Origin of the sequence: Thermodesulfobacterium sp. (assembly GCF_030445475.1) — a bacterium.
GTDB lineage: Bacteria > Desulfobacterota > Thermodesulfobacteria > Thermodesulfobacteriales > Thermodesulfobacteriaceae > Thermodesulfobacterium > Thermodesulfobacterium commune.
This window is the reverse complement of record NZ_JASUTP010000028.1, coordinates 1-19859: the sequence shown is the minus strand read 5'-3', so window position 1 is coordinate 19859 and position 19859 is coordinate 1. Positions and strand designations below refer to the sequence as shown.

General features: G+C 39.5%; 18 protein-coding genes and 1 tRNA gene. 4 read left to right on the top strand and 15 right to left on the bottom strand.

What is annotated here, in order from left to right:
- Positions 1-392 precede the first annotated feature (392 nt).
- Positions 393-464, bottom strand: a tRNA-Gln gene (locus PWP26_RS07245).
- Positions 465-630: 166 nt separating this feature from the next.
- Between PWP26_RS07245 and hcp the strand changes: the two genes are divergently transcribed.
- Positions 631-2244 carry a hydroxylamine reductase gene (hcp, locus tag PWP26_RS07240; RefSeq protein WP_038062485.1) on the top strand — a complete coding sequence of 538 codons (1614 nt, stop codon included), beginning with the start codon at positions 631-633 and terminating at the stop codon, positions 2242-2244.
- Between the two features lie 196 nt (positions 2245-2440).
- Here hcp and rfbD read toward each other — a convergent pair whose 3' ends face one another.
- Genes rfbD through PWP26_RS07215 form a run of 5 tightly spaced genes read right to left on the bottom strand, consistent with a single transcriptional unit; the run spans position 2441 to position 5903 of the window.
- A complete protein-coding gene (rfbD, locus tag PWP26_RS07235; protein WP_287568727.1) occupies positions 2441-3280 on the bottom strand; it encodes a dTDP-4-dehydrorhamnose reductase in 840 nt (279 codons plus the stop codon).
- Positions 3277-4263 (bottom strand): dTDP-glucose 4,6-dehydratase, encoded by a 987-nt coding sequence (gene rfbB, locus PWP26_RS07230; RefSeq protein WP_022856038.1) that lies wholly within the window; start codon positions 4261-4263, stop codon positions 3277-3279. Before rfbB ends, rfbD begins: the two co-directional genes overlap by 4 nt.
- The gene (gene rfbC / locus PWP26_RS07225; RefSeq protein WP_022856039.1) at positions 4260-4826 is read right to left on the bottom strand and encodes a dTDP-4-dehydrorhamnose 3,5-epimerase; all 567 of its coding nucleotides are present in this window, start codon (positions 4824-4826) and stop codon (positions 4260-4262) included. Before rfbC ends, rfbB begins: the two co-directional genes overlap by 4 nt.
- Positions 4827-5708 carry a glucose-1-phosphate thymidylyltransferase RfbA gene (gene rfbA / locus PWP26_RS07220; RefSeq protein ID WP_301399323.1) on the bottom strand — a complete coding sequence of 294 codons (882 nt, stop codon included), beginning with the start codon at positions 5706-5708 and terminating at the stop codon, positions 4827-4829.
- 39 nt (positions 5709-5747) lie between these two features.
- Positions 5748-5903 carry a hypothetical protein gene (locus PWP26_RS07215; protein ID WP_155984473.1) on the bottom strand — a complete coding sequence of 52 codons (156 nt, stop codon included), beginning with the start codon at positions 5901-5903 and terminating at the stop codon, positions 5748-5750.
- A 504-nt stretch (positions 5904-6407) separates the two neighbouring features.
- Here PWP26_RS07215 and PWP26_RS07210 point away from each other — a divergent pair.
- Positions 6408-6866 (top strand): universal stress protein, encoded by a 459-nt coding sequence (locus PWP26_RS07210; protein ID WP_038062480.1) that lies wholly within the window; start codon positions 6408-6410, stop codon positions 6864-6866.
- Position 6867: 1 nt separating this feature from the next.
- Here PWP26_RS07210 and ybgF read toward each other — a convergent pair whose 3' ends face one another.
- The 4 genes from ybgF to recJ are packed head-to-tail and all read right to left on the bottom strand — an operon-like array spanning position 6868 to position 11411.
- Positions 6868-7836, bottom strand: coding sequence for a tol-pal system protein YbgF (gene ybgF, locus PWP26_RS07205; protein ID WP_022856043.1), 969 nt, complete (start codon positions 7834-7836; stop codon positions 6868-6870).
- Between the two features lie 14 nt (positions 7837-7850).
- The gene (locus PWP26_RS07200) at positions 7851-8648 is read right to left on the bottom strand and encodes a formyltransferase family protein (RefSeq protein WP_022856044.1); all 798 of its coding nucleotides are present in this window, start codon (positions 8646-8648) and stop codon (positions 7851-7853) included.
- Positions 8638-9729, bottom strand: coding sequence for a deoxyguanosinetriphosphate triphosphohydrolase (locus PWP26_RS07195; protein ID WP_022856045.1), 1092 nt, complete (start codon positions 9727-9729; stop codon positions 8638-8640). Before PWP26_RS07195 ends, PWP26_RS07200 begins: the two co-directional genes overlap by 11 nt.
- Positions 9726-11411 carry a single-stranded-DNA-specific exonuclease RecJ gene (gene recJ, locus PWP26_RS07190; protein ID WP_301399322.1) on the bottom strand — a complete coding sequence of 562 codons (1686 nt, stop codon included), beginning with the start codon at positions 11409-11411 and terminating at the stop codon, positions 9726-9728. The genes PWP26_RS07195 and recJ overlap by 4 nt, the downstream gene beginning before the upstream one ends.
- A gap of 48 nt (positions 11412-11459) precedes the next feature.
- On the opposite strand from recJ, the gene galE reads away from it, so the two are divergent.
- Both galE and PWP26_RS07180 read left to right on the top strand, forming a co-directional pair.
- Positions 11460-12437, top strand: a complete 978-nt coding sequence (galE, locus tag PWP26_RS07185; RefSeq protein ID WP_301399321.1) for a UDP-glucose 4-epimerase GalE — start codon at positions 11460-11462, stop codon at positions 12435-12437.
- 11 nt (positions 12438-12448) lie between these two features.
- A complete protein-coding gene (locus tag PWP26_RS07180) occupies positions 12449-13426 on the top strand; it encodes an NAD(P)-binding domain-containing protein (RefSeq protein WP_301399320.1) in 978 nt (325 codons plus the stop codon).
- Here the strand turns inward: PWP26_RS07180 and proB are convergent.
- The 5 genes from proB to PWP26_RS07155 form a co-directional block, all read right to left on the bottom strand.
- On the bottom strand, positions 13423-14538 hold the full coding sequence (proB, locus tag PWP26_RS07175; RefSeq protein ID WP_273025869.1) for a glutamate 5-kinase: 1116 nt from the start codon (positions 14536-14538) through the stop codon (positions 13423-13425). The genes PWP26_RS07180 and proB overlap by 4 nt on opposite strands.
- Before the next feature lie 4 nt (positions 14539-14542).
- Complete coding sequence (obgE, locus tag PWP26_RS07170) at positions 14543-15580, bottom strand: GTPase ObgE (protein WP_273010503.1); 1038 nt, start codon at positions 15578-15580, stop codon at positions 14543-14545.
- Positions 15581-15583: 3 nt separating this feature from the next.
- Complete coding sequence (locus tag PWP26_RS07165) at positions 15584-16624, bottom strand: bifunctional oligoribonuclease/PAP phosphatase NrnA (RefSeq protein WP_301399318.1); 1041 nt, start codon at positions 16622-16624, stop codon at positions 15584-15586.
- A 12-nt stretch (positions 16625-16636) separates the two neighbouring features.
- Positions 16637-17824 (bottom strand): DUF1343 domain-containing protein, encoded by a 1188-nt coding sequence (locus PWP26_RS07160; RefSeq protein ID WP_287568721.1) that lies wholly within the window; start codon positions 17822-17824, stop codon positions 16637-16639.
- The coding region (locus tag PWP26_RS07155; protein ID WP_301399316.1) for an N-acetylmuramoyl-L-alanine amidase at positions 17808-19859 on the bottom strand (2052 nt) is incomplete at its 5' end. The genes PWP26_RS07160 and PWP26_RS07155, both read right to left, overlap by 17 nt.

The following is a 19859-nucleotide window of genomic DNA, read 5'->3' as shown; positions in this document are numbered from 1 at the left end:
ATCTCCTTCACAAGCCTCTCTCATTGATTCGTCGTATCACCTCAAAAACTGCCTCTATCGCCCTTACATGCCCATCATACCTATTGCCTTCCTTAAATTTATGATAAACTATCAAAGGCACTCTTTAAAGGCCGTAATCATAAGTCTATCTCCACGAAATCCCTTGTAAGTCATCTTGGGATGTCTGTTTTTCTGCTTGTATGTTGCAAGGTGCTGTAACCTCTGTTTGAACCAGGTAAAGATTTTATAAATCGTTTAGACATATTGGAAAATGGGAAAACATGAATATAAATTATAAATTTCTATCGGCAATTTAGGAAATGTATATTTTTTTAAAATGTGTGCCGTTGTGTGCAGAATTTAGAGGAGTATTCTGAAATTCAGGAAACAAGCTGGGGGAGGAGGACTCGAACCTCCACTCGTGGATCCAGAGTCCACTGTCCTGCCAATTAGACGATCCCCCAACCGTCTGTATAAATAAAACTTAAAATATTTTATGGTTTTGTCAATAGGTTAGGGTTTTAAAATGAAAGGCTAAGGGTATAGTCCTTTTTGACTTAAGTCAAGGAAAAATCTTCTTTTCTAATTTATTTTCTATTTATATAAAAACTTAAAAAAGGAGGTGCAAAGATGTTTTGTAACCAGTGCGAACAAACTGCAGGAGGCAAGGCTTGTACAGTAAAAGGGGTATGTGGAAAAACCCCAGAAGCTGACCTTTTACAGGACTTACTGATTTATAACCTGGCAGGGCTTTCAGAGGCCTATCTTTTGGCTCAACCTAAAGGATATGATGCCTCAGATGTAGACTTTTTCATCATGGAAGGAATGTTTGCAACCCTAACTAACGTCAATTTTGACCCTGAAAGGATTAAAGCTTACCTCGAAGAGACCTCTGCCTTAACAGAAAAAATCGAAAACACCTACCAGGTAAAGTCCTCGTTTGACAAAATCCCTGCGGCAAGCATGGATGAGTTGATAAACCTTGCTAAAGAATATGAAATAGACCCTAAGTTTAAAGAAGTTTGGGGGGAAGATATCTTTTCGCTTAAACTCTGTGTGCTTTATGGGTTAAAAGGAATTGCTGCCTATGCCTACCATGCACATAAATTGGGGGTGTGGGACCAAGAGGTTTATCGCAAATTCAAACAGCTTTTGGTAGACGTTTATAAGGAAAAAGGAGACTTAGAGGCCTGGGTTAAAAGGGCTTTAGAGGTAGGAGAGTTAAACCTTAAGGTTATGGAACTTCTCGATAAAGCAAACACCCAGGCCTTTGGCCATCCTGTGCCTACCAAAGTGCCTCTTGGCACCAAAGCTGGAAAAGCCATCCTTGTTTCTGGACACGACTTAGAGGACCTCTATGAGCTGCTTAGACAGACAGAAGGAAGGGGCATCTATATCTATACCCATGGGGAGATGCTCCCTGCTCATGGCTATCCTGAGCTAAAAAAATTTCCTCATCTATACGGTAATTACGGCACCGCCTGGCAAAACCAGCAAAAAGAGTTTGTTAACTTCCCTGGGCCTATCGTTATGACTACCAACTGCCTTATGCCTCCTAAGGAAGAATACAAAGACAGAGTCTTTACCTTGGGGCCGGTTGGGTTTTCAGGGATAACCCATATAAAGGGTAAAAACTTTTCTGCGGTAATCGAAAAAGCCCTTTCTATGCCAGGTTTTACCGAAGACAACCCAGGGAAAGAGGTTATGGTTGGATTTGCCAGAAACGCGGTACTTTCTGTAGCAGACAAGGTAATAGAACTGGTTAAAGCAGGAAAGATCAAACATTTCTTCTTGGTAGGCGGTTGCGACGGGGCTAAACCTGGACGCAACTATTACACAAGGTTTGTAGAAATAGTGCCTCAGGATGCCGTTATCCTCACCCTTGCTTGCGGAAAATACAGATTTTACGATAAAGACTTGGGAGATATCGAAGGTATACCGAGGCTTTTAGACATAGGGCAATGTAATGACGCCTATTCTGCCATTCAGATAGCTTTGGCTCTGAGTCAGGCTTTTGGAGTAGGGGTAAATGAGCTTCCTCTTTCTTTGGTGGTCTCCTGGTATGAGCAAAAAGCAGTAGCCATCTTGCTTACCCTCTTATACCTTGGGATTAAAAACATCTTTCTTGGTCCAAGTTTGCCTGCCTTTCTGTCTGAAAACGTGGTCTCATTCTTAGCGGAAAACTATAACATAAGGCTTATCTCAGAGCCTGAAAAAGACCTGAGCTTGATGCTAAAGGCTTAAAATTACAAAACTAATGCTTATTCTGTTGAGATCTTTAATCCTATATAGAGGAAGGAATTTACTTCCTTCCTCTATTTTTTATGTCTTTATTACCCAATCTTACCGATGAGACAGAGACCCAGGAGAGAACAAAAGGCTCTGGTTTGGGAAGTTTCACACTTCAAAAATTTATCCAGAGGAGTTAGTTACTTATACGTCATAGCTTGACTGAAAAGGCAAGCAATTCATCTTTCCAATGTCTTATTTCTATCTTGAGCCTTTTACATATTTTATCATTGCTCATTACAGAAAAACGTGGTCTTTTTGCAGGAAGATTAAAATCAGCCTGATAGGCTGGATAGATGAACTTTTTTATGCCTCTTAGTCTCAGATACTCCCTTGCCCATTCAAAGCGAGATGTATAACCAGAGTTTACAAGGTGGTAAAGCCCGGTAAGACCTTGTTCTATGGCTTTTAATGTTACCTCTACAATAGTTCTTGTCGATGTTGGCACTGAAAACTCATCGCAGGCAATCCTCAGGTATTCCTGGGTTTGAGCCCACTGAGTAAGTTTGTAGAGAAAATTTTGTTTTCCCTCTCCATAGACCCAGCTTGTGCGGAAAATTAGGTAATTTTCCATGTTTTCCTGAATGAAACGCTCTCCCCAGAGTTTACTTTTTCCGTATTCATTCAAAGGGTTTGGCTCGTCTTCTTCTGTATAAAGCCCTTCCTTTGTACCATCAAAAACATAATCTGTTGAGAAGTGAATCAACAAAGCTTTTATGTCACTACAAACAACACTTAGGTTATACGGGCCTATGGCGTTAACCAAAAAAGCTCTTTCTTTTTCTTTCTCTGCACCATCGACGTTATTGTAAGCAGCACAGTTTATAACTATGGTTGGTTTTATTTCTTTAATTATCTTAAAAACTGCCTTAAAATCAGAAACATCAAGCTCTTCCCTTGAAAAATCTACAAACTCTGTACCTTTTTGTGTAAATTGTCTTATAAACTCTCTTGCTAACTGCCCTTTTGCCCCAGTTATGAGAATCTTCATGAATAAACCTTTTTCCAGAGTTCCTCAAGATCTCTTAGCTTAGCTTTAACCCAATCTATGTGTTCTAAATACCAACCCACCGTCTTTTTAAGCCCTTCTTCAAACTTAATCTTAGGCTCCCAACCAAGTTCAGTTCTTATTTTGGTTGCATCTGTAGCATACCTATAGTCATGCCCAGGTCTGTCTTTAACAAACCTTATAAGTGTTTCGTCTTTACCCAATAACCTCAGGATTTCCCTAACCACCTCTATGTTTCTTTTTTCTTCCCCACTTGAGATGTTGTAAATTTCACCCACAATACCTTGCTCCAAAATCATACCTATAGCTCTTGCGCAGTCATCTACGTAAAGCCATTCCCTTATGTTCATACCTGTGCCGTAAACAGGAATATGTTCGTTTTTAAGAGCTTTGAGTATAACCACAGGAATCAGCTTTTCTGGGTACTGCCAGGGTCCGTAGTTGTTTGAGGGTCTAACTGTGATAACAGGAAGGCCATAAGTTCTGTAATAGGCTCTTCCAAGCATGTCAGCACTTGCCTTGCTTACTGAATAGGGTGAGTTTGGGTTTAAAGGGGTGTCTTCTTTGAATTTTCCAGTCTCTCCTAATTCCCCATAAACCTCATCTGTAGATATATTTACAAATCTCTCTATCTTAAACTCCCTTGCAAGTTCTAAAAGATTTAAAGTTCCTTCTACGTTGGTTTTAACAAATTTCTGAGGTTCTAAAATTGACCTGTCTACATGAGTTTCCGCAGCAAAATGAACCACCACATCGGGACGAAAATCTTCAAAAACCTTCTTGAGGGCTGACATATCTGTTATATCTGCATGGTAGAATTCATACAAGCCTTCAATCGAAGATAGTCTCTCTAAATCTCCAGCATAAGTTAGTGCATCTACTACCCCTACGGTATACACAGAAGCATACAACCTGACAAAAGCACTACCAATAAACCCGGCACCACCTGTTACTAATACTTTCAAAGTAAATCCTCCTCTTTCAAGTCTCTTAATTTAGGAAGTTTAGCATCCTTCTGGGATAACACTATCCTATCTACCTGGTCCAAAGGCCATTTAATCGCTATGTCTTCGTCATTCCAAATAATACCAGCATCGTGCTCAGGGGAGTATTCAGCCCCTGAAACCTTATAAATAACATGAGCAAAATCTGAAAGAACTAAAAATCCGTGAGCAAATCCTTCTGGGATCCAAAGCATGTACCCGTTTTCTTCGGAAAGCTCAACAGCTACCCATTTTCCAAAGGTCGGACTATCTTTTCTTATGTCTACAGCTACATCAAATATTCTTCCTACTACGCATCTAACAAGCTTTCCTTGAACTTTAGGCTTTTTCTGGTAGTGAAGACCTCGTAGGACGCCTTTTATAGAATAGGAATGATTATCTTGAATAAAATCTACATTTATTCCTTCCACTTCAAATTCAGACCTTTTATAAGTTTCCATAAAATATCCTCTCTCGTCCCTAAATACCTTAGGAACAATAAGCACCACATCTGGAATAGCAAGTTTTTTAAAAGTAAAGGGCATTTAGCTTTCCTTAGTAAGGTTTATTAAATACTTTCCATACTCCGTTTTTTTCAAAGGCTCTGCAAGCTTTAAAAGTTGCTCCTTATCTATCCAGCCGTTTCTATAGGCTATCTCTTCTATACAGCCTATCATGAGTCCTGTTTTTTTCTCAATTGTTGCCACAAACTCTCCAGCTTCAAGGAAACTCTCATGGGTTCCAGCATCAAACCAGGCAAAGCCTCTTCCAAGAAGTTTAGCTTTCAACTTTCCTCTTTTTAGATATTCCTCGTTTACAGAAGTTATTTCTAACTCACCTCTGTGAGATGGTTTTATGGATTTAGCTATTTCAAAAACCTCGCTATCATAGAAATACATACCTACGACTGCGTAGTTTGACTTTGGCTTTTTAGGTTTCTCTTCCAAAGATAATACTCTCCCAGATTCGTCAAACTCAACTACACCAAACCTTTCTGGGTCATGCACATAGTAGGCAAAAACACAAGCCCCACCCTCTTTTCTCACTTCCTCTTTTGCAGAAAGCATTATTTTGGGAAGGTCATGCCCGAAAAATATGTTGTCTCCAAGCATGTAGAGTATACAATTCTGGTTTTTTAGATATAGTTCTGTCAGGATAAGTCCTTCTGCAAGTCCTCTTGGTCTTTCCTGAATCACATAATCTATCCTCATGCCAAGATGAGAACCATCACCTAAAAGCCTTTTGAAGTTTTCCACATCTTGAGGATTAACTACCAGAATCGTCTCTCTTATTCCGATAAGCATACTTAGAGATAGAGGGTAATAAATCATAGGTTTGTTGTAAATAGGAAGAAGATGTTTGTTAACAACGTGGGTAACTGGATAAAGCCTTGTCCCAGAGCCTCCAGCAAGGATAACGGATTTCATCTTTTTCCTCCCTGAAAAGTAAAATTCATTCCATTTGCTTTAAACTTTAAGATAGATATAAGCTTCAACGGGCTTCCACCAGTGGATATCGCAGGTGTGAGATTCATAGTTTTTGTATTCCTGCTCGTTGTAAGGGGCTGTATAGGTCTCGGTATGTGATTCTACAGTAGTCTGGTATATGGGACAGGCTTGCATTTTCTATCTCCATTATAATAGTGTTACATTATACCAAAAATTTTCTAACCTGAGAAGGCCAAGACACAGCTTAAGAAAAAGGATGTTTAAGAAGTTACGTCAAGGAGAAAGGTCTTAAGGTTTACTTTTCTTATCAATTTAAGTAAGAAACTTTTCGTTTGTCTGAGAATTCCTGCAGGTAGACTGAATTTAATTCAAGGGGGATGTTGAAAAACACCTTGAATATCACCTACAGGCCTTTTAATAAAGATTTGCCAAGTTGAGAGATGAGGTTAAAAGATTTATTGACACGATGAATCATTTAGAGAGGCTCATGAAGGAGATTAAGGGTAGGGCTAAAGTTATAGAGGTATTTACGGGTAGACCCAATTAGATAAACGATATGTCATCAAAGTTTATAAATTTCTATCGGCAATTTATGATATTATCCCTTGATTAAAAAACTTTTAAACTTATCATAAAAATAAAATATAGTATAAAAAAAATCCTTACAAGGAGGGATTTATGGTTGAGATTAAAAACATTTTAGTTCCTGTAGATTTTTCTGAGGTTTCTGAGTTTGTGGCTGAATGGGCTAAGGATCTTGCTAAAAAGCTTAATTCTAAAATTCATGTTGTCTTTGTTTTAGAAGATTTGGCTGCCTATGAAGGACTCTATGGTTCGGTAAAAACCCTTACAGACCTTGAAAATGTGCTTTTAGAAGGGGCTCAAAAGTCTATGGAAGACTTTATGAAGAAACACTTTGCTGACTATCCTGAGGCTCAGTCTATTATCGTAAAAGGCGACGTGGTTGAAAAGATCATCGAAACCGGAGAAAAAGTCAAGGCAGACCTTATCGTAATGGGAACCCATGGGAAAAAAGGGCTTGATAGAATCCTCTTTGGAAGCGTAGCAAACGGTGTGGTAAAAAACTCTCCTATTCCTGTGTTGACTATTAACCCCTACAGGCTTAAAAAAGCTTAACCTACCTTTTTATACCTAAAAGTTTTTTGGCCTCCTCAGCTTCTTTACTTTTAGGATAGAGTTTTATGATACGTTTCAATAAGATGGTGTAGGCATCTTTATCTCCTAAGTTTTTAAAACTTAAAGCTTGTTTATACATGGCTGAGGCCTTTAAAGTCGCGGGAGCAGAGCTTTCTATAACCTTTTGATAGGACAAAATAGCGTCTTCGTAATCCTTTTTATTGTAATAAATTTCTCCCAGCCAATAATGACTCTGGGCTAAAAACTTGCCTTTAGGGTATTTTTGTAGATACTGTTTAAAGGCATTCATAGCTTCATCCCACTTTTTTTGCTGATAGAGGTCAAAAGCCTGGCTGTAGACCTCAGCCTCAGTTAGCTCTTTTTGAGGAGATCCTTGCTGTTTGGAAGCCTCTGTTTTAGCAGTCCCGTTAGAGGTAGCGTTACTTGAAGAAGTAAGGGTTTGAGGTTTGGTTTCCTGGGTTGCGTTAGATACAGTTTGGTTTGATGGTTTAGATGCAGTTTCGTTAGATACGCTTGAGGAAGTGGCTTGAGAAGAAGACCCCTTTTCTTCTAAAGATTTTACCTTTAATTCCAGGGCTTCTATTCTGGTTTTAAGCTCTTCTGATTGTTTGGTAAAGGTCTTATAAAGGTCTTCTTTTGAAGCCACAAGGTCCTCTACCTGAGAAGATATCTTAGCCTGAGAAGACTTAAGTTCCTCTATCTCAGCTAAGGCCTTGGTTTTTACCTCTAAAAGCAGGTCCTCGCTCAGTTTTTTTTCTAAGGCATTTATCCTTTCTTTTAACTGATTAAGTTCGTTTGCTATGGCCTTTTGGTTTTGCGATTGCTGTTGAAGGGTAGTTTCAAGGTTAAGGACCTTAACCTTTAGAGCTTGTATTTCATCTTGAGAGGCTACACACCCTCCTAACAAAAGACTAAAACCTAAACATCCAACATATAAAATCTTTTTCATCGCTTTCCTCCTGGTTAAGTTATGATAAAATCCGGTAAGCTTTTTTCTATTTCTTCTGTTAAATCAACAGGGATATCTCCCTCAAACCCTATTTTTTCCTCGCATAGATATTTTAAAGTAAACACAAGCAAAGGCAACTCTCTTTTCAGTTCTTCTTCGCGAATTTTTCTAAAGAGGGCGTTTTCTTCTCCTTCGAGTTTTTTAAGCCCTGAAAGATGGTATTTTAGAAGTTTGGCCTCAGTTTCTTCCCACAAAGGGATAAACTCAGGGGTACGAAGATTTAGTCTAAAGTAGGTGAGGGCTGGGCCTTCGTCAAGTTCAGGAGTTACCTGATGAAACATCGCCCCTGTTTCCATAGCCCTTGCGCTAATAAGCTGCCAGATAACCTCCTGCCAGGACCCTTTAGGACCTCCTGGAAGAGCTGGATGAAGATTGATCAACCTTAAGGACTTACAAAAGTCTTCTGAGGTAATCCACATATAACCAGCTAAAACCCCAAAGTCTATCTCCATATCAAGCCTTTTTAAAACCTCCGCGTGATACTCCTTTCTCCAGAGGTCCCTTTGAGCCTTTCTAAGCTCTGGTTTAAAGCGTTCAGCAGAAAAACAGATAACCTTAAGCCCCAGATCTTCCTTAGCTTCTTTTATCAGCCTTTCTGCCCATTCTCCTTCATCTGGTGCTTTGCTTACAAACACATATTCTAATCTGGCAGGTATGTTTCCCTTTTTTATCTCCGAATATACCACCCTTAGCAGGTCTAAAGCAGCCTTATCTCTTGCGGTAGTAAACCAACCTATCTTCTTATAGCTCATAGTCTATGCCTCCAAAAACCTTCTCCAGCCCTTGCCAAGGCTTAGGAACAAAGCATTCAAAATACTGGTAGATAGCATATCTGTCAGTCATCCCTGAAATATAATCAGCTATCAATCTCTCTTTAGGCTCATCAGGAAAAACCGATTTAGCCTTTATAAAATAAGGAATGTTCTCAAAATTTTTGTCATAAAACTCAAAAAGCTGTAAAAGCAGTCTTTTGGCTTTCTCAAACTCTTTTCTTACAGACTGGGAAAAATAGATTTTCTCAAACAAAAACTCTCTAAGCTCTGTCAAAGCACTAAGCACCTTATCTTCCATCACAATCTCAGAGTAGTTTGCCTCTCTGGTAGAATAAACGATACTTTTTACCAACGTAGAAATCCTTTGGGCATGGGTTTCTCCCAGGATTTTTTTAGAATTTTGAGGAAGGTCTTTTAAGTCTATCATCCCTGCTCTTAGAGCATCATCTACATCGTGGTTGACATAAGCTATCACATCTGAAACCCTTACTATCTCAGCTTCAAGAGTGCTTGGCTTATCAGATCCCTTACTTAGAATAGGTCCCATCCCTTTAGAATGTTTTAAAATACCCTCCTTTACCTCAAACGTAAGATTTAAGCCTCTTCCGTCTTTTTCCAGTTTCTCAACCACCCTCAAGCTCTGCTCATAGTGTCTAAAACCACCCTCTAAAAGCTCGTTTAAGACCTCTTCTCCTGCATGGCCAAAGGGAGTATGCCCAAGGTCATGCCCCAAAGCTATAGCCTCAGTCAGGGTCTCATTTAGATTTAAAGCCCTGGCTATAGTCCTTGCTATCTGAGCTACTTCCAAGGTGTGGGTAAGTCTCGTCCGATAATGATCTCCTTTAGGGGCTAAAAACACTTGGGTTTTATGTTTTAGCCTTCTAAAGGCCTTGGAATGAATAATCCGGTCCCGGTCCCTTTCAAAAGCCGTTCTTATCTCACACTCTTCTTCAGGATAAGTTCTTCCCCGGGAAAATCGGGACTTACAAGCTTTAGGTGCTAAGTAAAGCTCTTCAAAAGCCTCCTTTTCCTCTCTTATACTTATAGTACGGGTTTTCATCTTACATCAACTACCTTTATTTCTAAGGTGTTTCTGTAGGTGTTTACGTAAGGTTGACCTAAAACTAACCTTATCCTCTCGTCTTCTACCACCTGGTTAAACCAGATAGCGATGATCTCATTTAGTCCTTTTTTAAGCACAAACTTAGAATGTTTATCCTTTAACAAAAATCTTTCTTTTACCTCGAAATTTCTGATAAGAATGTTTGGAGGGAGATGGGCCTCTCCGTAGGGATGGAGATAAGTTAAAGCCTTCAGGTTTTCTGGATGTAAAAGCTCTGCAAGTTCTACCTCAGCCTCAACATATACTATCTCTTTTTCAGGTTTAGAAACTAAAGTTAATTTTTTGATTTCGTCAGCTAAACGAGATTTTAGGGCCTCTATGTTATTAAGACTTACCTGAAATCCAAGTGCATGTTTATGTCCGCCATACTGAATAAGAAGGTCTTCGCACTTAGAAACTGCCTTAAAAAGATTAAGCCCCTCAGGGGCTCTTCCAGAGGCAAACCCTACTCCGTTTTCTATAGAAACAACGATAGCAGGAACCTGATACTGGTTTTTTAACCTATTAGCAATAAGTCCTAAAAGACCCTTGGGAAGATTTTCTGCAGCTAGAAAAATAAAAGGATAGCGTTCTATCTCTCTCTTAGCCAAATTCTCTAAAGAAGAAAGTATCTCTAACTCAAGCTCCTGGCGTCTCTGGTTGATACCCTCTATCTTAGTTAAAAGCTCCTTAGCCTTAGTTTCTTCGTTTTCTTTTAAAAATTGAAAAACCAACTCAGGGGTCCCCATCCTGCCTGCGGCGTTTATCTTAGGAATAACCCGATAAAGTAGGTCTTCTTCAGAAAGGGTTCCGTTTAGCCTTGAGTTTTCTATAAGAAGTTTTGTTGCCAAAAAAGAGGGGGAGGAAAGGTCTCTAAACCCGTAAAAGGTAATCGTGCGATTTTCTCCAAGCAGAGGCACCATGTCAGCTAAGGTAGCTAAACCCACAAGCTCAAGGTATTTTCGTATCTGAGGGATGTTGTCTCCTCTAAAAAACCCTTGCTCGTAAAAAAACTTTCTTAGAGCCCTTATCAGGGTAAAAGCTACCCCTGCCCCGCATAGATGATAAAAGGGAGAGCTTTTAGATGTAAGCTTTCCAGAAACCACGATGGTATCAGGTTTTTCGACTACCTCGTGATGGTCTGTAACTATCACATCTATTCCTAAGGCTTTAGCCTCGTTTACGGTATCAGCTGCAGAAATTCCCACATCTACCGTGATTAAAAGACTTACCCCTTTTTGTTTGAAGTAAGGCAAAAATTTGGCGTGAAAACCATAACCTTCTTTTTCCTTACTGGGAATAAGCCATTCAACCTTACAGCCAATACTTACCAAAAAATCATACAACACAAAGCTTCCGATAATGCCGTCAGCGTCTGAGTCTCCATAAATACCTATGGTCTCGTTAGAGATAGCTGCCTGATATATTCTTTTTACCGCAGGTAACATGTCAGGAATCAAAAAAGGGTCACCAAAATCGCTAAGCTGGGGGAAGAGAAAACGATAAGCTTCTTTTATGCTGGTAAAGCCTTTATTGATCAAGACTTGAGCAAGAAACGGGGTAAAAAACCCTTTGGTTACAAATTGTTTTAAAACTTCTAAATCGACTGGTTTATTAACCCAAACTTTGGTTGACGACATACAAAACTTATTGTATCATATCTAAAACAAAAGTAAAACGGTTTTAACATGGCAAAACCTAAAATTTTAATCACCGGTGGCTGCGGATATATAGGGTCTCATGTAGCCAAACTTTTAGTCCAAAATGGATATGAAGTGGTTATCATCGATAACCTTAGCACCACCGGAAAAAAAATCCCCTATGGCAAGTTTTATCAAGTAGACCTTGCCGTAGAAGAAAAGGTAGAAAAAATCTTAAAGGAAGAAAAACCTGAGGCTGTGATGCATTTTGCAGCCTCTATCGTGGTTCCTGAAAGTGTAGCTTTTCCTCTAAAATACTACCGCAATAACGTAGAAAATACCTTAAAACTTCTTTCAGCGATGAGCAAAGCCAGGGTTAAAAAGTTTGTTTTTTCCTCTTCAGCGGCGGTTTATGGTATACCAAAAACCATTCCTGTACCAGAGGACGCACCTTTAGAACCCATCAACCCTTATGGTAGAACCAAGGCGATGATAGAAAAGGTCTTAGAGGACCTTTCTCATGCAGAGGCTTTAGACTACATAGCCCTAAGATATTTTAACGTGGCAGGGGCAGACCCAGAGGCTGAGTTAGGACCAGCCTACAACCAGCCTACCCATCTTATCATAAGAGCCCTTAAAACCGCTAAAGGAGAATATCCCTATCTTGAAATCTATGGCACCAACTATCCTACCCCAGATGGGACCTGCATCAGAGACTACATCCATGTAATGGACTTAGCCGAGGCTCATATCCTTGCCTTAGAATACTTGCTTGATGGCGGAAAAAGCCTAGTTTTAAACTGTGGGTATGGGGTTGGGGTTTCGGTAAGACAGGTGGTAGAGGCTGTAAAAAAGGTCACAGGGGTTGACTTTAAAGTAATAGAGACAGAAAGACGTCCTGGAGACCCTCCGGTTTTGATTGCCGATAATCGAAAAATTAAGTCTCTTTTTTCCTGGGAACCTAAGTTTCAGAACTTAGAAATCATCATCCAACACGCCTGGGCTTGGGAACAAAAAATTAAATAAAGAGGATAGTAATGGAAAAACCCTTAGAAAGGGTAAAGATTGCCATAGTAGGTGGTGGCCCTGCAGGTATTGCCTGCGCGATAGAAGCCAAAGCTAAAGGGTTAGAGCCTGTGGTGGTTCTGGAAAAACATAAAGAGGTATGCTATACCATTTCCAAGTTTTACAAACCAGGGAAAAGGGTAGATGCTGATTACCGAGACAAAAACGTCAAACCCATAGGGCTCTGCTCGTTTGAGACAGAAACTAAAGAGGAGTTTTTAGAAAGGATTAATTCCTGGATAAAACAGTGGAAACTTGATGTAAGACTTAATTCTGAGGTTACCAACGTAGTCAAAAATAACGGTAGTTATGAAATCTGGGTAAAAGATGAGCCTAAGTTTCTGGCTGAGTTTGTAATCATTGCTATAGGTATCTTTTGTGCACCTAACAAACCAGAATATCCCATTCCTTCTGAACTAAAAAACAGGGTATTCTTTGAACCACCAGATGTAGCCTTAGAAAACAAGAAAATTTTAGTGGTAGGTGGAGGAAACACAGCAGCTGAGGTAAGTCTTCAGTTCTGTGAAAAGAACGAGGTCCATCTTTCTTACCGAAGGCCTTCATTTTTCAGGATAAACGAGACCAACTTAAACCTTCTTTATCAAAAAGAAAAAGAAGGAAAAATCAAGCTTTTATTAGGGACAGACATAATTCAGATAGCCCCTGAAGGTGAAAAAATAAAGGTCTTCTTTAAAGATGGAATGACTGGGTTTTATGATGTTATCATTTACTGTTTAGGAGGAACTACTCCAAAAAATTTTCTAAAAAAAATCGGGATAGAGTTTGATGAAAAAGGAAATCCTATCCTAAACGAACATCTGGAAACCAACCTTCCTAAGATTTTTCTTGCAGGAGACCTTGCGGTCAAAGGAGGAAACATCCTTAAAGCCTTTAACTCAGCCCACACCATCATAGAAAAAATTACAGAATACGAAAAAAACAGGGCTTAAGAGCTAAGGATCACTAAATTATCTCGATGGATTACCTCTTTGTTAGGTCTTTCATCAGAGGAAAGAAGGTTTTGTAAATCATAGGAAGAAAAGGTGATAAGGCCTTTGGCTATGATTTCTCCCTGCTGGTTTACACATTCTATACAAGCCCCTTTTGGGAATTCTCCTTCTATTTTTTGAATCCCTGGTAAAAGTAGACTTTTTCCTTTTTCTAATAAGGCCTTTTCAGCCCCTTCATCTATATAAATCCTACCTTCTGGTTTGATGTAGTATTTTATCCAAAGTTTTCTCATGCTGAGTTTTCTTTCTTCAGGCCAAAAGATGGTACCTATCTCTTGGCCTTCCCAAAACTTTTCCAAAATAAAAGGTTCCTTACCTGAGAGAAGAACCACAGGAATGCCCATAGAGTTTGCCATCTTAGCTGCCAGCAACTTTGAATACATCCCTCCCCTTCCTAGACTTCCAGGTTTTTTACCTGCCATCTTAAAAATCGTCTCATCTACTCTAAACACCTCAGATATCTTTTCAGCTTGGGGGTTTTCTCTTGGGTCCTCCTTATAAAGGGCATCTATGTCTGAAAGGATAACCAAAAGGTCTGCCTCGATGGTTCCTGCAACCAAAGCAGAAAGGATATCGTTATCACTAAATCTTATCCCTTCTGTCGTAACTGTATCGTTTTCATTAACGATGGGAAGGATACCCCATTTAAGCAAGGTCTCAAAGGTTTTTTTGGCGTTAAGGTAGCGTTCCCTCAGAGATAGGTCTTCTGCAGTAAGAAGAATTTGAGACACAAAAATACCGTATTGATTAAAAAGGTTTTCATAAGCCTGAATTAAAGCCGCCTGTCCTATAGATGCCAAGGCCTGTTTTTCACAAAGAGCAAGAGGCTTTTTATAAAACTTTAACTTTGCCCTTCCACAGGCAATCGCACCTGACGAAACCAGAGCTACCTTATACCCCTCTTTAACCTTTTTCTGAAGCTGATAAACCAAGTTTTCTAAAACCTCATAGTTTAATCCCTCATCCTGTTTGGTAATTACCGCACTACCAACCTTTACTACCATCCTTTTTACATTTTTTAAAACTTTTTTTAGTCTGGCTTGTCTATCCATAACTTTATTGTCCTTGAATGATCTCTTTGTCACTGGTCTGTAATATCTCGTTTATTTTTCTCCAAAGGGCATAAATCAACTGAACCACCCCTTGGCCTGATACCGCAGAGATAGGAAAAATCTTTGGTTGGTCTTCTTCAGGGAAAAGACACACGATTCTTTCTATCTCTTCTTGGTCTGCTATCGTATCTATCTTGTTTAAGGCTATAAAGTATTCCTTTTCTAATAAACGTGGGTTAAAAAGTCTGAGTTCTTCTTTAAGTACTTGATAATCTTTCAAGACCTCTTCTTTTTTGGTTATGTCAAGCACGTAGAGTAAAACCCTTGTGCGTTCGATATGTCTTAGAAAGTCATGCCCAAGACCAATCCCCTTATGAGCTCCTTCTATCAGCCCTGGGATATCAGCCACCACAAAAGACCCTCCTTCTAACAGACTTACCACCCCTAAATTAGGCTCAAGGGTAGTAAAAGGATAGTCGGCGATTTTGGGTTTAGCTGCAGAAATCCTGCTAAGAAGGGTAGATTTCCCAGCGTTGGGGAAACCAACCAGTCCTACATCTGCTATCAATTTTAACTCAAGCAGAATCCACCTTTCCTCTCCAGGGGTTCCTTTTTCAGCAATTCTTGGGGCCTGTCTGACCGGGGTAGCAAACCTTGCGTTCCCCCTGCCGCCTTTACCTCCTTTGGCTACTACCAGGGTTTGACCAGGAGTTACCAAATCACCTAAAACCTCTCCGGTTTCTGCATCTTTTACAACAGTACCTACAGGTACACGCAAGATAAGGTCTTCCCCATCTCTTCCTTTCATCTTTTTGCCCATCCCAGGGCGACCGTTCTCAGCCTTAAAATGTACCTGATGATAAAAATCATACAGGGTATGGACCTGAGGGTCTGCCATCAAGATAACATCCCCTCCATCCCCTCCGTCGCCTCCGTCTGGACCTCCCTTAGGCACGTATTTTTCCCGTCTAAAGCTGATGCATCCATCACCACCGTTACCTGCCTTAACATAAATTTTTGCCTGATCTACAAATCTTGACATAGCTTATTCTTTTACCTTCTCTTTTTCTTTTTTATCTATCAACTTAAAATACTTATCAAAAAGTTTGATAAGCTTATCGGTGTTAAATTGCTCTGGCGGGGTAGAAAGGTTGGCAAAAGGAATTTCAGCCCGAGCCTTTTCTCTATGTCCTCCTGCAGAACCGATGTCTTTAAAAAGCTTGTTAGCCATTTTACCTGCATTTTTTCTGTAACCATCACAACGAATGATGATAGTTAACACTTTTTTGTATTCGCCCCCTACAAACACCCAAGAAGTTTCATACACCTTGTTTAAAAAATCAGCTATCGACACTAAAACATCACTATTACTTACCTTCCCTACATAGGTAAACATCCTGTTTTTTCTAAACTTAAGCTGGTCTAAAGCAATCTTAAAATACCTGAGTTCAGACCGCCTCAAGCTTGAGCTCTCTATCTTGGAAAGAAGATGTTTGTTCATATGTTTATAAAGGTTCTGAAAAGCCATTACATCATGGATGTTAGCACTTTTTTCAAAGTTGCTGGTGTCTGTTTTTATCCCATAAACCAGAGCTGTAGCCAAGTAGACAGAGGGTTTGATTCTTAAAGTTTTTAAGTATTCATATAGAATGGTTGCCGTAGCACCATAATCAGGTCTGATGTCATAATACTTAGCCTCGATTTCGCTAAAAAGAGGGTGATGGTCTATCACCACATCCCAGGAGATGTTTTTAAACTCTTCTCTATGAGAAGGTTGCGAGTCCACTAAAACAAATTTATCATGTTCTTCAAGCAGCCTAGGACAATACTTAACCAAGGGTATTTTCAAAACCTCTACCATCACTTTATTGTTAAGCCTGGTTATTTCGTTTATGTTGGCTATGGTTACTTTTTCTACCCGGTTTTGCAATATTCTTTTAAAGGCTAAAGCTGAAGCAAGAGAATCAGGGTCTGCCCAAATAACGATAAGCACCCTGTCTTTCTTCTCAAAAAGTTTCAGTAAATAACTTACCCGCTCCTTGTTAGACTTAAACTTTATCGTTTTATTGTTTGACTTTTTACTCATAAAGTTTTATTTTTACTCATACATCAAAATAGAGGCTATCTCTTCCTGATAATTTTTTAAATTATAATACAGATAAAAATCAAGGTCAATTTCTCTTTTCCCTTCTAACCAATCAAGTACCGGTTTACTACCCACCAAAATGTCTATCGGACGTTTTTTTTCCTCAAACTCATAAGGGATCTTTAAAAACTCAAACTCCGAAAAGTTTTCTTTTATAAACCTTAGCAAAATAAGGGTGGTTTTAACTGGTTGAAACCTTACTGGGTCTTTTACGTATAGTTGAAAACCAAAACAACGGCTGCCTTTCCATTTATCAAAGGTAGGCTCAAAAACAAAAGGCCTCAAAAATACGTGGTCTTTTTCTGGAAGATCTAATTTTTCCCAAAAATTAAGCACCTTTTCTATCCTTAAGTATGGAGCACCAAAAACCAGAAAGGGCAGAGTTGTGCCTCTACCTTCAGAAAGGTTTGTTCCTTCAAGCAACACCTGACCTGGATAAACAAGACTACACCACCAGGAAGGAAGGTTAGGGGAAGGTAAAACCCAGGGCCTCCCAAGTTCCTTCCATAACAAACTTTTCCTGTAACCCTTTACAGCAACTACCTCTAAATCCAAACCTGGAAAATGTCGTTTTTTAAACAGTAAGGCTAATTCTCCTATGGTTAAACCATGCCTTAAAGGTAAAGGGTCGAGGCCTACAAAGGATCTAAAATCTTCTTCTAAGTAAGGGCCTTCGATCTTTCCTCCTATCGGGTTTGGTCTGTCAAGGACTACCACTTTTTTCCCTAAGTTAAAACACACCTTAAGTAGCAAAAACATCGTCCAGATATAGGTATATACCCTACAGCCAACCTCCTGCAGGTCCACAAAAACCACGTCTATGTCTTCTAAATGATAAGGTTCTGGCTCTAACCTTGGGCCATAAAGACTTATCACAGGGGTTTGGGTAAAGGGCTCCACTTCGTCATAAGACCCTATCATGTTAGCCTGTTTCTCTGAGTAAAGCCCATGCTGAGGGGAAAAGATAAGCCTGAAGTTTTTCCCAAAGGCCTGTTTAAACCTTATAAAGGTGGGGGTAAAGGTCTCATCAAGAGAGGCCTGATTGCAAAGAAGGGCAACCTTATACTTTTGATAGTTTTGATAAAGCCCCTGAGAAAAAAACAAGTCTACGCCAAAAAGAGGTTTAAGAGGTTTTGCCATGGAAAGTCTGAGAAAGTTTTAGAGTTTGAACATAAGCTTCTACACCTTTAGCGATACCTTCAGCAACCATCTCTAAATAATGAGGATTTTTAAGTCGTGACTCCTCTACAGGATTGGTTATGAATGACACCTCTACCAAAATAGCAGGCATCCTTGTACCTACCAAAACCAAGAAAGGAGCATACTTTACCCCTCGAGAAGGGGTATCAGGATAAAACCTTACTAAGGTTTGATGAAGATATTGGTTAACCTTTTCTGCCAAAAGCTTTGACTCTGAAAGTTTGGTGTTAGAAAGAACTGCCTTGATTAAATCTTGAAGGTCGCTTAAAGTTTTATCTGAAGCTGAGTTTTCAAGAGCTGCAACCCTCATAGACTCTGGGTCTGTGCTAAAGTTAAGATAATACACCTCGATACCTCTTGCGTTAGGGTTAGGAGAGGCGTTGGTATGGACAGAGATAAAAAGGTCACCTTTTTTGGAATTAGCTATTGCTGGCCTCTGGATTAAGGGGATAAAAACATCGGTATTCCTTGTTAAAATTACCTTTACCTCTGGCAAGCGCTCCTTAAGTTTTTGCGCTAACAGCTTAGCTACCTGAAGGTTGACTTCTTTTTCCTTTAGCCCTGTAGGTCCTACAGCCCCTGGGTCTTCACCCCCATGTCCTGGGTCTATTACTATCCTTTTTATCCCTAAACCAAACTGTCTCGCAAGATTTATGTATTCCTGCTTGTCCTCGGTCTGTTTTTTCTTAGAAGACAAACTCTTAGACTTTTTAGGTTTGGTAGCTATAACAGTAAAAGGCATCTTTTCTTCGCCAGTAAAATCAAGCACAAGCTGATGAGGATCCTTTAACTTAAAAATTTTGTAAGAAGTTAGGCTTTTTAGGTCAACCACAACCCTTACTACGTTTTTATCAAACTGACCTACCCTTATCTTTTGTAGATGTACGTCCTTAAGTTCTATTTCCTTAGGAACTTTAGGGTCAAGATTTGCTGGATAGATGTCTACATAAATCCTTGGGGGACTTTTCAGGATGTTTGTCTGGTACTCAAAGTTTCCAGAAACACCGATGATAATCCTGGTATAGTCTTCTCCTGTTACCGGGGAAACCTCTAACACCCTTTTGGCATCAGCTACTAAAGCTGGAGTAGGTTGAGCGTTTACCTTGGTTTCAGAACGCTTAGGTACCACTTGAGGGGCTAAAGTAATCTTAGGCTCTTGAGCGGTTCGATTTGAAGTATAAAATTCAAATGTTTCTCTCTTTTTTTTCTTCTTTTTAGCGATTTCTTTTTGAGTAGCAGGAGAAGATCGCTGAGGTAAAGGTTTTAGTTGAGCAAGATAAGCACTTTTAGGAAACCTTTGCTCAAGCCCCTTTTTATATCTTTCAGCAAGGTTTTTGTCAGATAACTCCTCACCATATATCTTAGCTAGCATATAATAGGCTTCTTCTGTCTCAGCTGAGTTAGAATAATGAGTCAAAAGTCTTTGATAATTTTTCACCGCTTGGTTAAGGTCTGATTTTCGCAAAGATTTGGTATAAGCCTGGTAATAAGCCTGAGCTGTTCTTAATACCGCCTTAGGGGCTAAAGGGTTGTTTGGATAAAGAAGATAAAACCGCTTATATTCCTCTGCCAACCTCACCCATTGCTTTCGGCTAATCTTAGAACTGTTTTTTAAACCTTCAAACTTCTTTTCCAAAGCCTGAAAACTCGTCTCTTTTTCCTCTAAAGGTTTTGAAGGCTGAGATGAATAAGAATCTTCGTCCTCTTCCTTAGGTCGGATGATAAGTCTTTGGTTTGGTGTTAAAATTTCTGACCTGAGATGGTTAAGCCTTTTAAGTTCCTCTTTAGAAACACGATATCTCTTGGCGATACTATCTAAACTTTCTCCCTTCTTTACGATGTGGTATACATACTCTTTTTTTTCTGTGGTTTTTAATTTTTCTCTGGTAGAGGTTTCATCCTTTTTGACCCCAACGATAAGCTTTTGTCCTACTAAAATTTTATCTCTTTTTAGGTTATTAAGCCGCTTTAACTC

What these genes read in the sequence shown, in the direction of transcription:
- recJ (WP_301399322.1), bottom strand. Translation starts at nt 11,411, where the DNA reads ATGTCGTCAACCAAAGTTTGGGTTAATAAACCAGTCGATTTAGAAGTT.
- galE (WP_301399321.1), top strand. Translation starts at nt 11,460, where the DNA reads ATGGCAAAACCTAAAATTTTAATCACCGGTGGCTGCGGATATATAGGG.
- PWP26_RS07160 (WP_287568721.1), bottom strand. Translation starts at nt 17,824, where the DNA reads ATGGCAAAACCTCTTAAACCTCTTTTTGGCGTAGACTTGTTTTTTTCT.
- PWP26_RS07200 (WP_022856044.1), bottom strand. Translation starts at nt 8,648, where the DNA reads ATGAGCTATAAGAAGATAGGTTGGTTTACTACCGCAAGAGATAAGGCT.
- PWP26_RS07165 (WP_301399318.1), bottom strand. Translation starts at nt 16,624, where the DNA reads ATGAGTAAAAAGTCAAACAATAAAACGATAAAGTTTAAGTCTAACAAG.
- PWP26_RS07195 (WP_022856045.1), bottom strand. Translation starts at nt 9,729, where the DNA reads ATGAAAACCCGTACTATAAGTATAAGAGAGGAAAAGGAGGCTTTTGAA.
- rfbC (WP_022856039.1), bottom strand. Translation starts at nt 4,826, where the DNA reads ATGCCCTTTACTTTTAAAAAACTTGCTATTCCAGATGTGGTGCTTATT.
- obgE (WP_273010503.1), bottom strand. Translation starts at nt 15,580, where the DNA reads ATGTCAAGATTTGTAGATCAGGCAAAAATTTATGTTAAGGCAGGTAAC.
- hcp (WP_038062485.1), top strand. Translation starts at nt 631, where the DNA reads ATGTTTTGTAACCAGTGCGAACAAACTGCAGGAGGCAAGGCTTGTACA.
- PWP26_RS07215 (WP_155984473.1), bottom strand. Translation starts at nt 5,903, where the DNA reads ATGCAAGCCTGTCCCATATACCAGACTACTGTAGAATCACATACCGAG.
- rfbD (WP_287568727.1), bottom strand. Translation starts at nt 3,280, where the DNA reads ATGAAGATTCTCATAACTGGGGCAAAAGGGCAGTTAGCAAGAGAGTTT.
- ybgF (WP_022856043.1), bottom strand. Translation starts at nt 7,836, where the DNA reads ATGAAAAAGATTTTATATGTTGGATGTTTAGGTTTTAGTCTTTTGTTA.
- PWP26_RS07210 (WP_038062480.1), top strand. Translation starts at nt 6,408, where the DNA reads ATGGTTGAGATTAAAAACATTTTAGTTCCTGTAGATTTTTCTGAGGTT.
- proB (WP_273025869.1), bottom strand. Translation starts at nt 14,538, where the DNA reads ATGGATAGACAAGCCAGACTAAAAAAAGTTTTAAAAAATGTAAAAAGG.
- rfbA (WP_301399323.1), bottom strand. Translation starts at nt 5,708, where the DNA reads ATGAAATCCGTTATCCTTGCTGGAGGCTCTGGGACAAGGCTTTATCCA.
- PWP26_RS07180 (WP_301399320.1), top strand. Translation starts at nt 12,449, where the DNA reads ATGGAAAAACCCTTAGAAAGGGTAAAGATTGCCATAGTAGGTGGTGGC.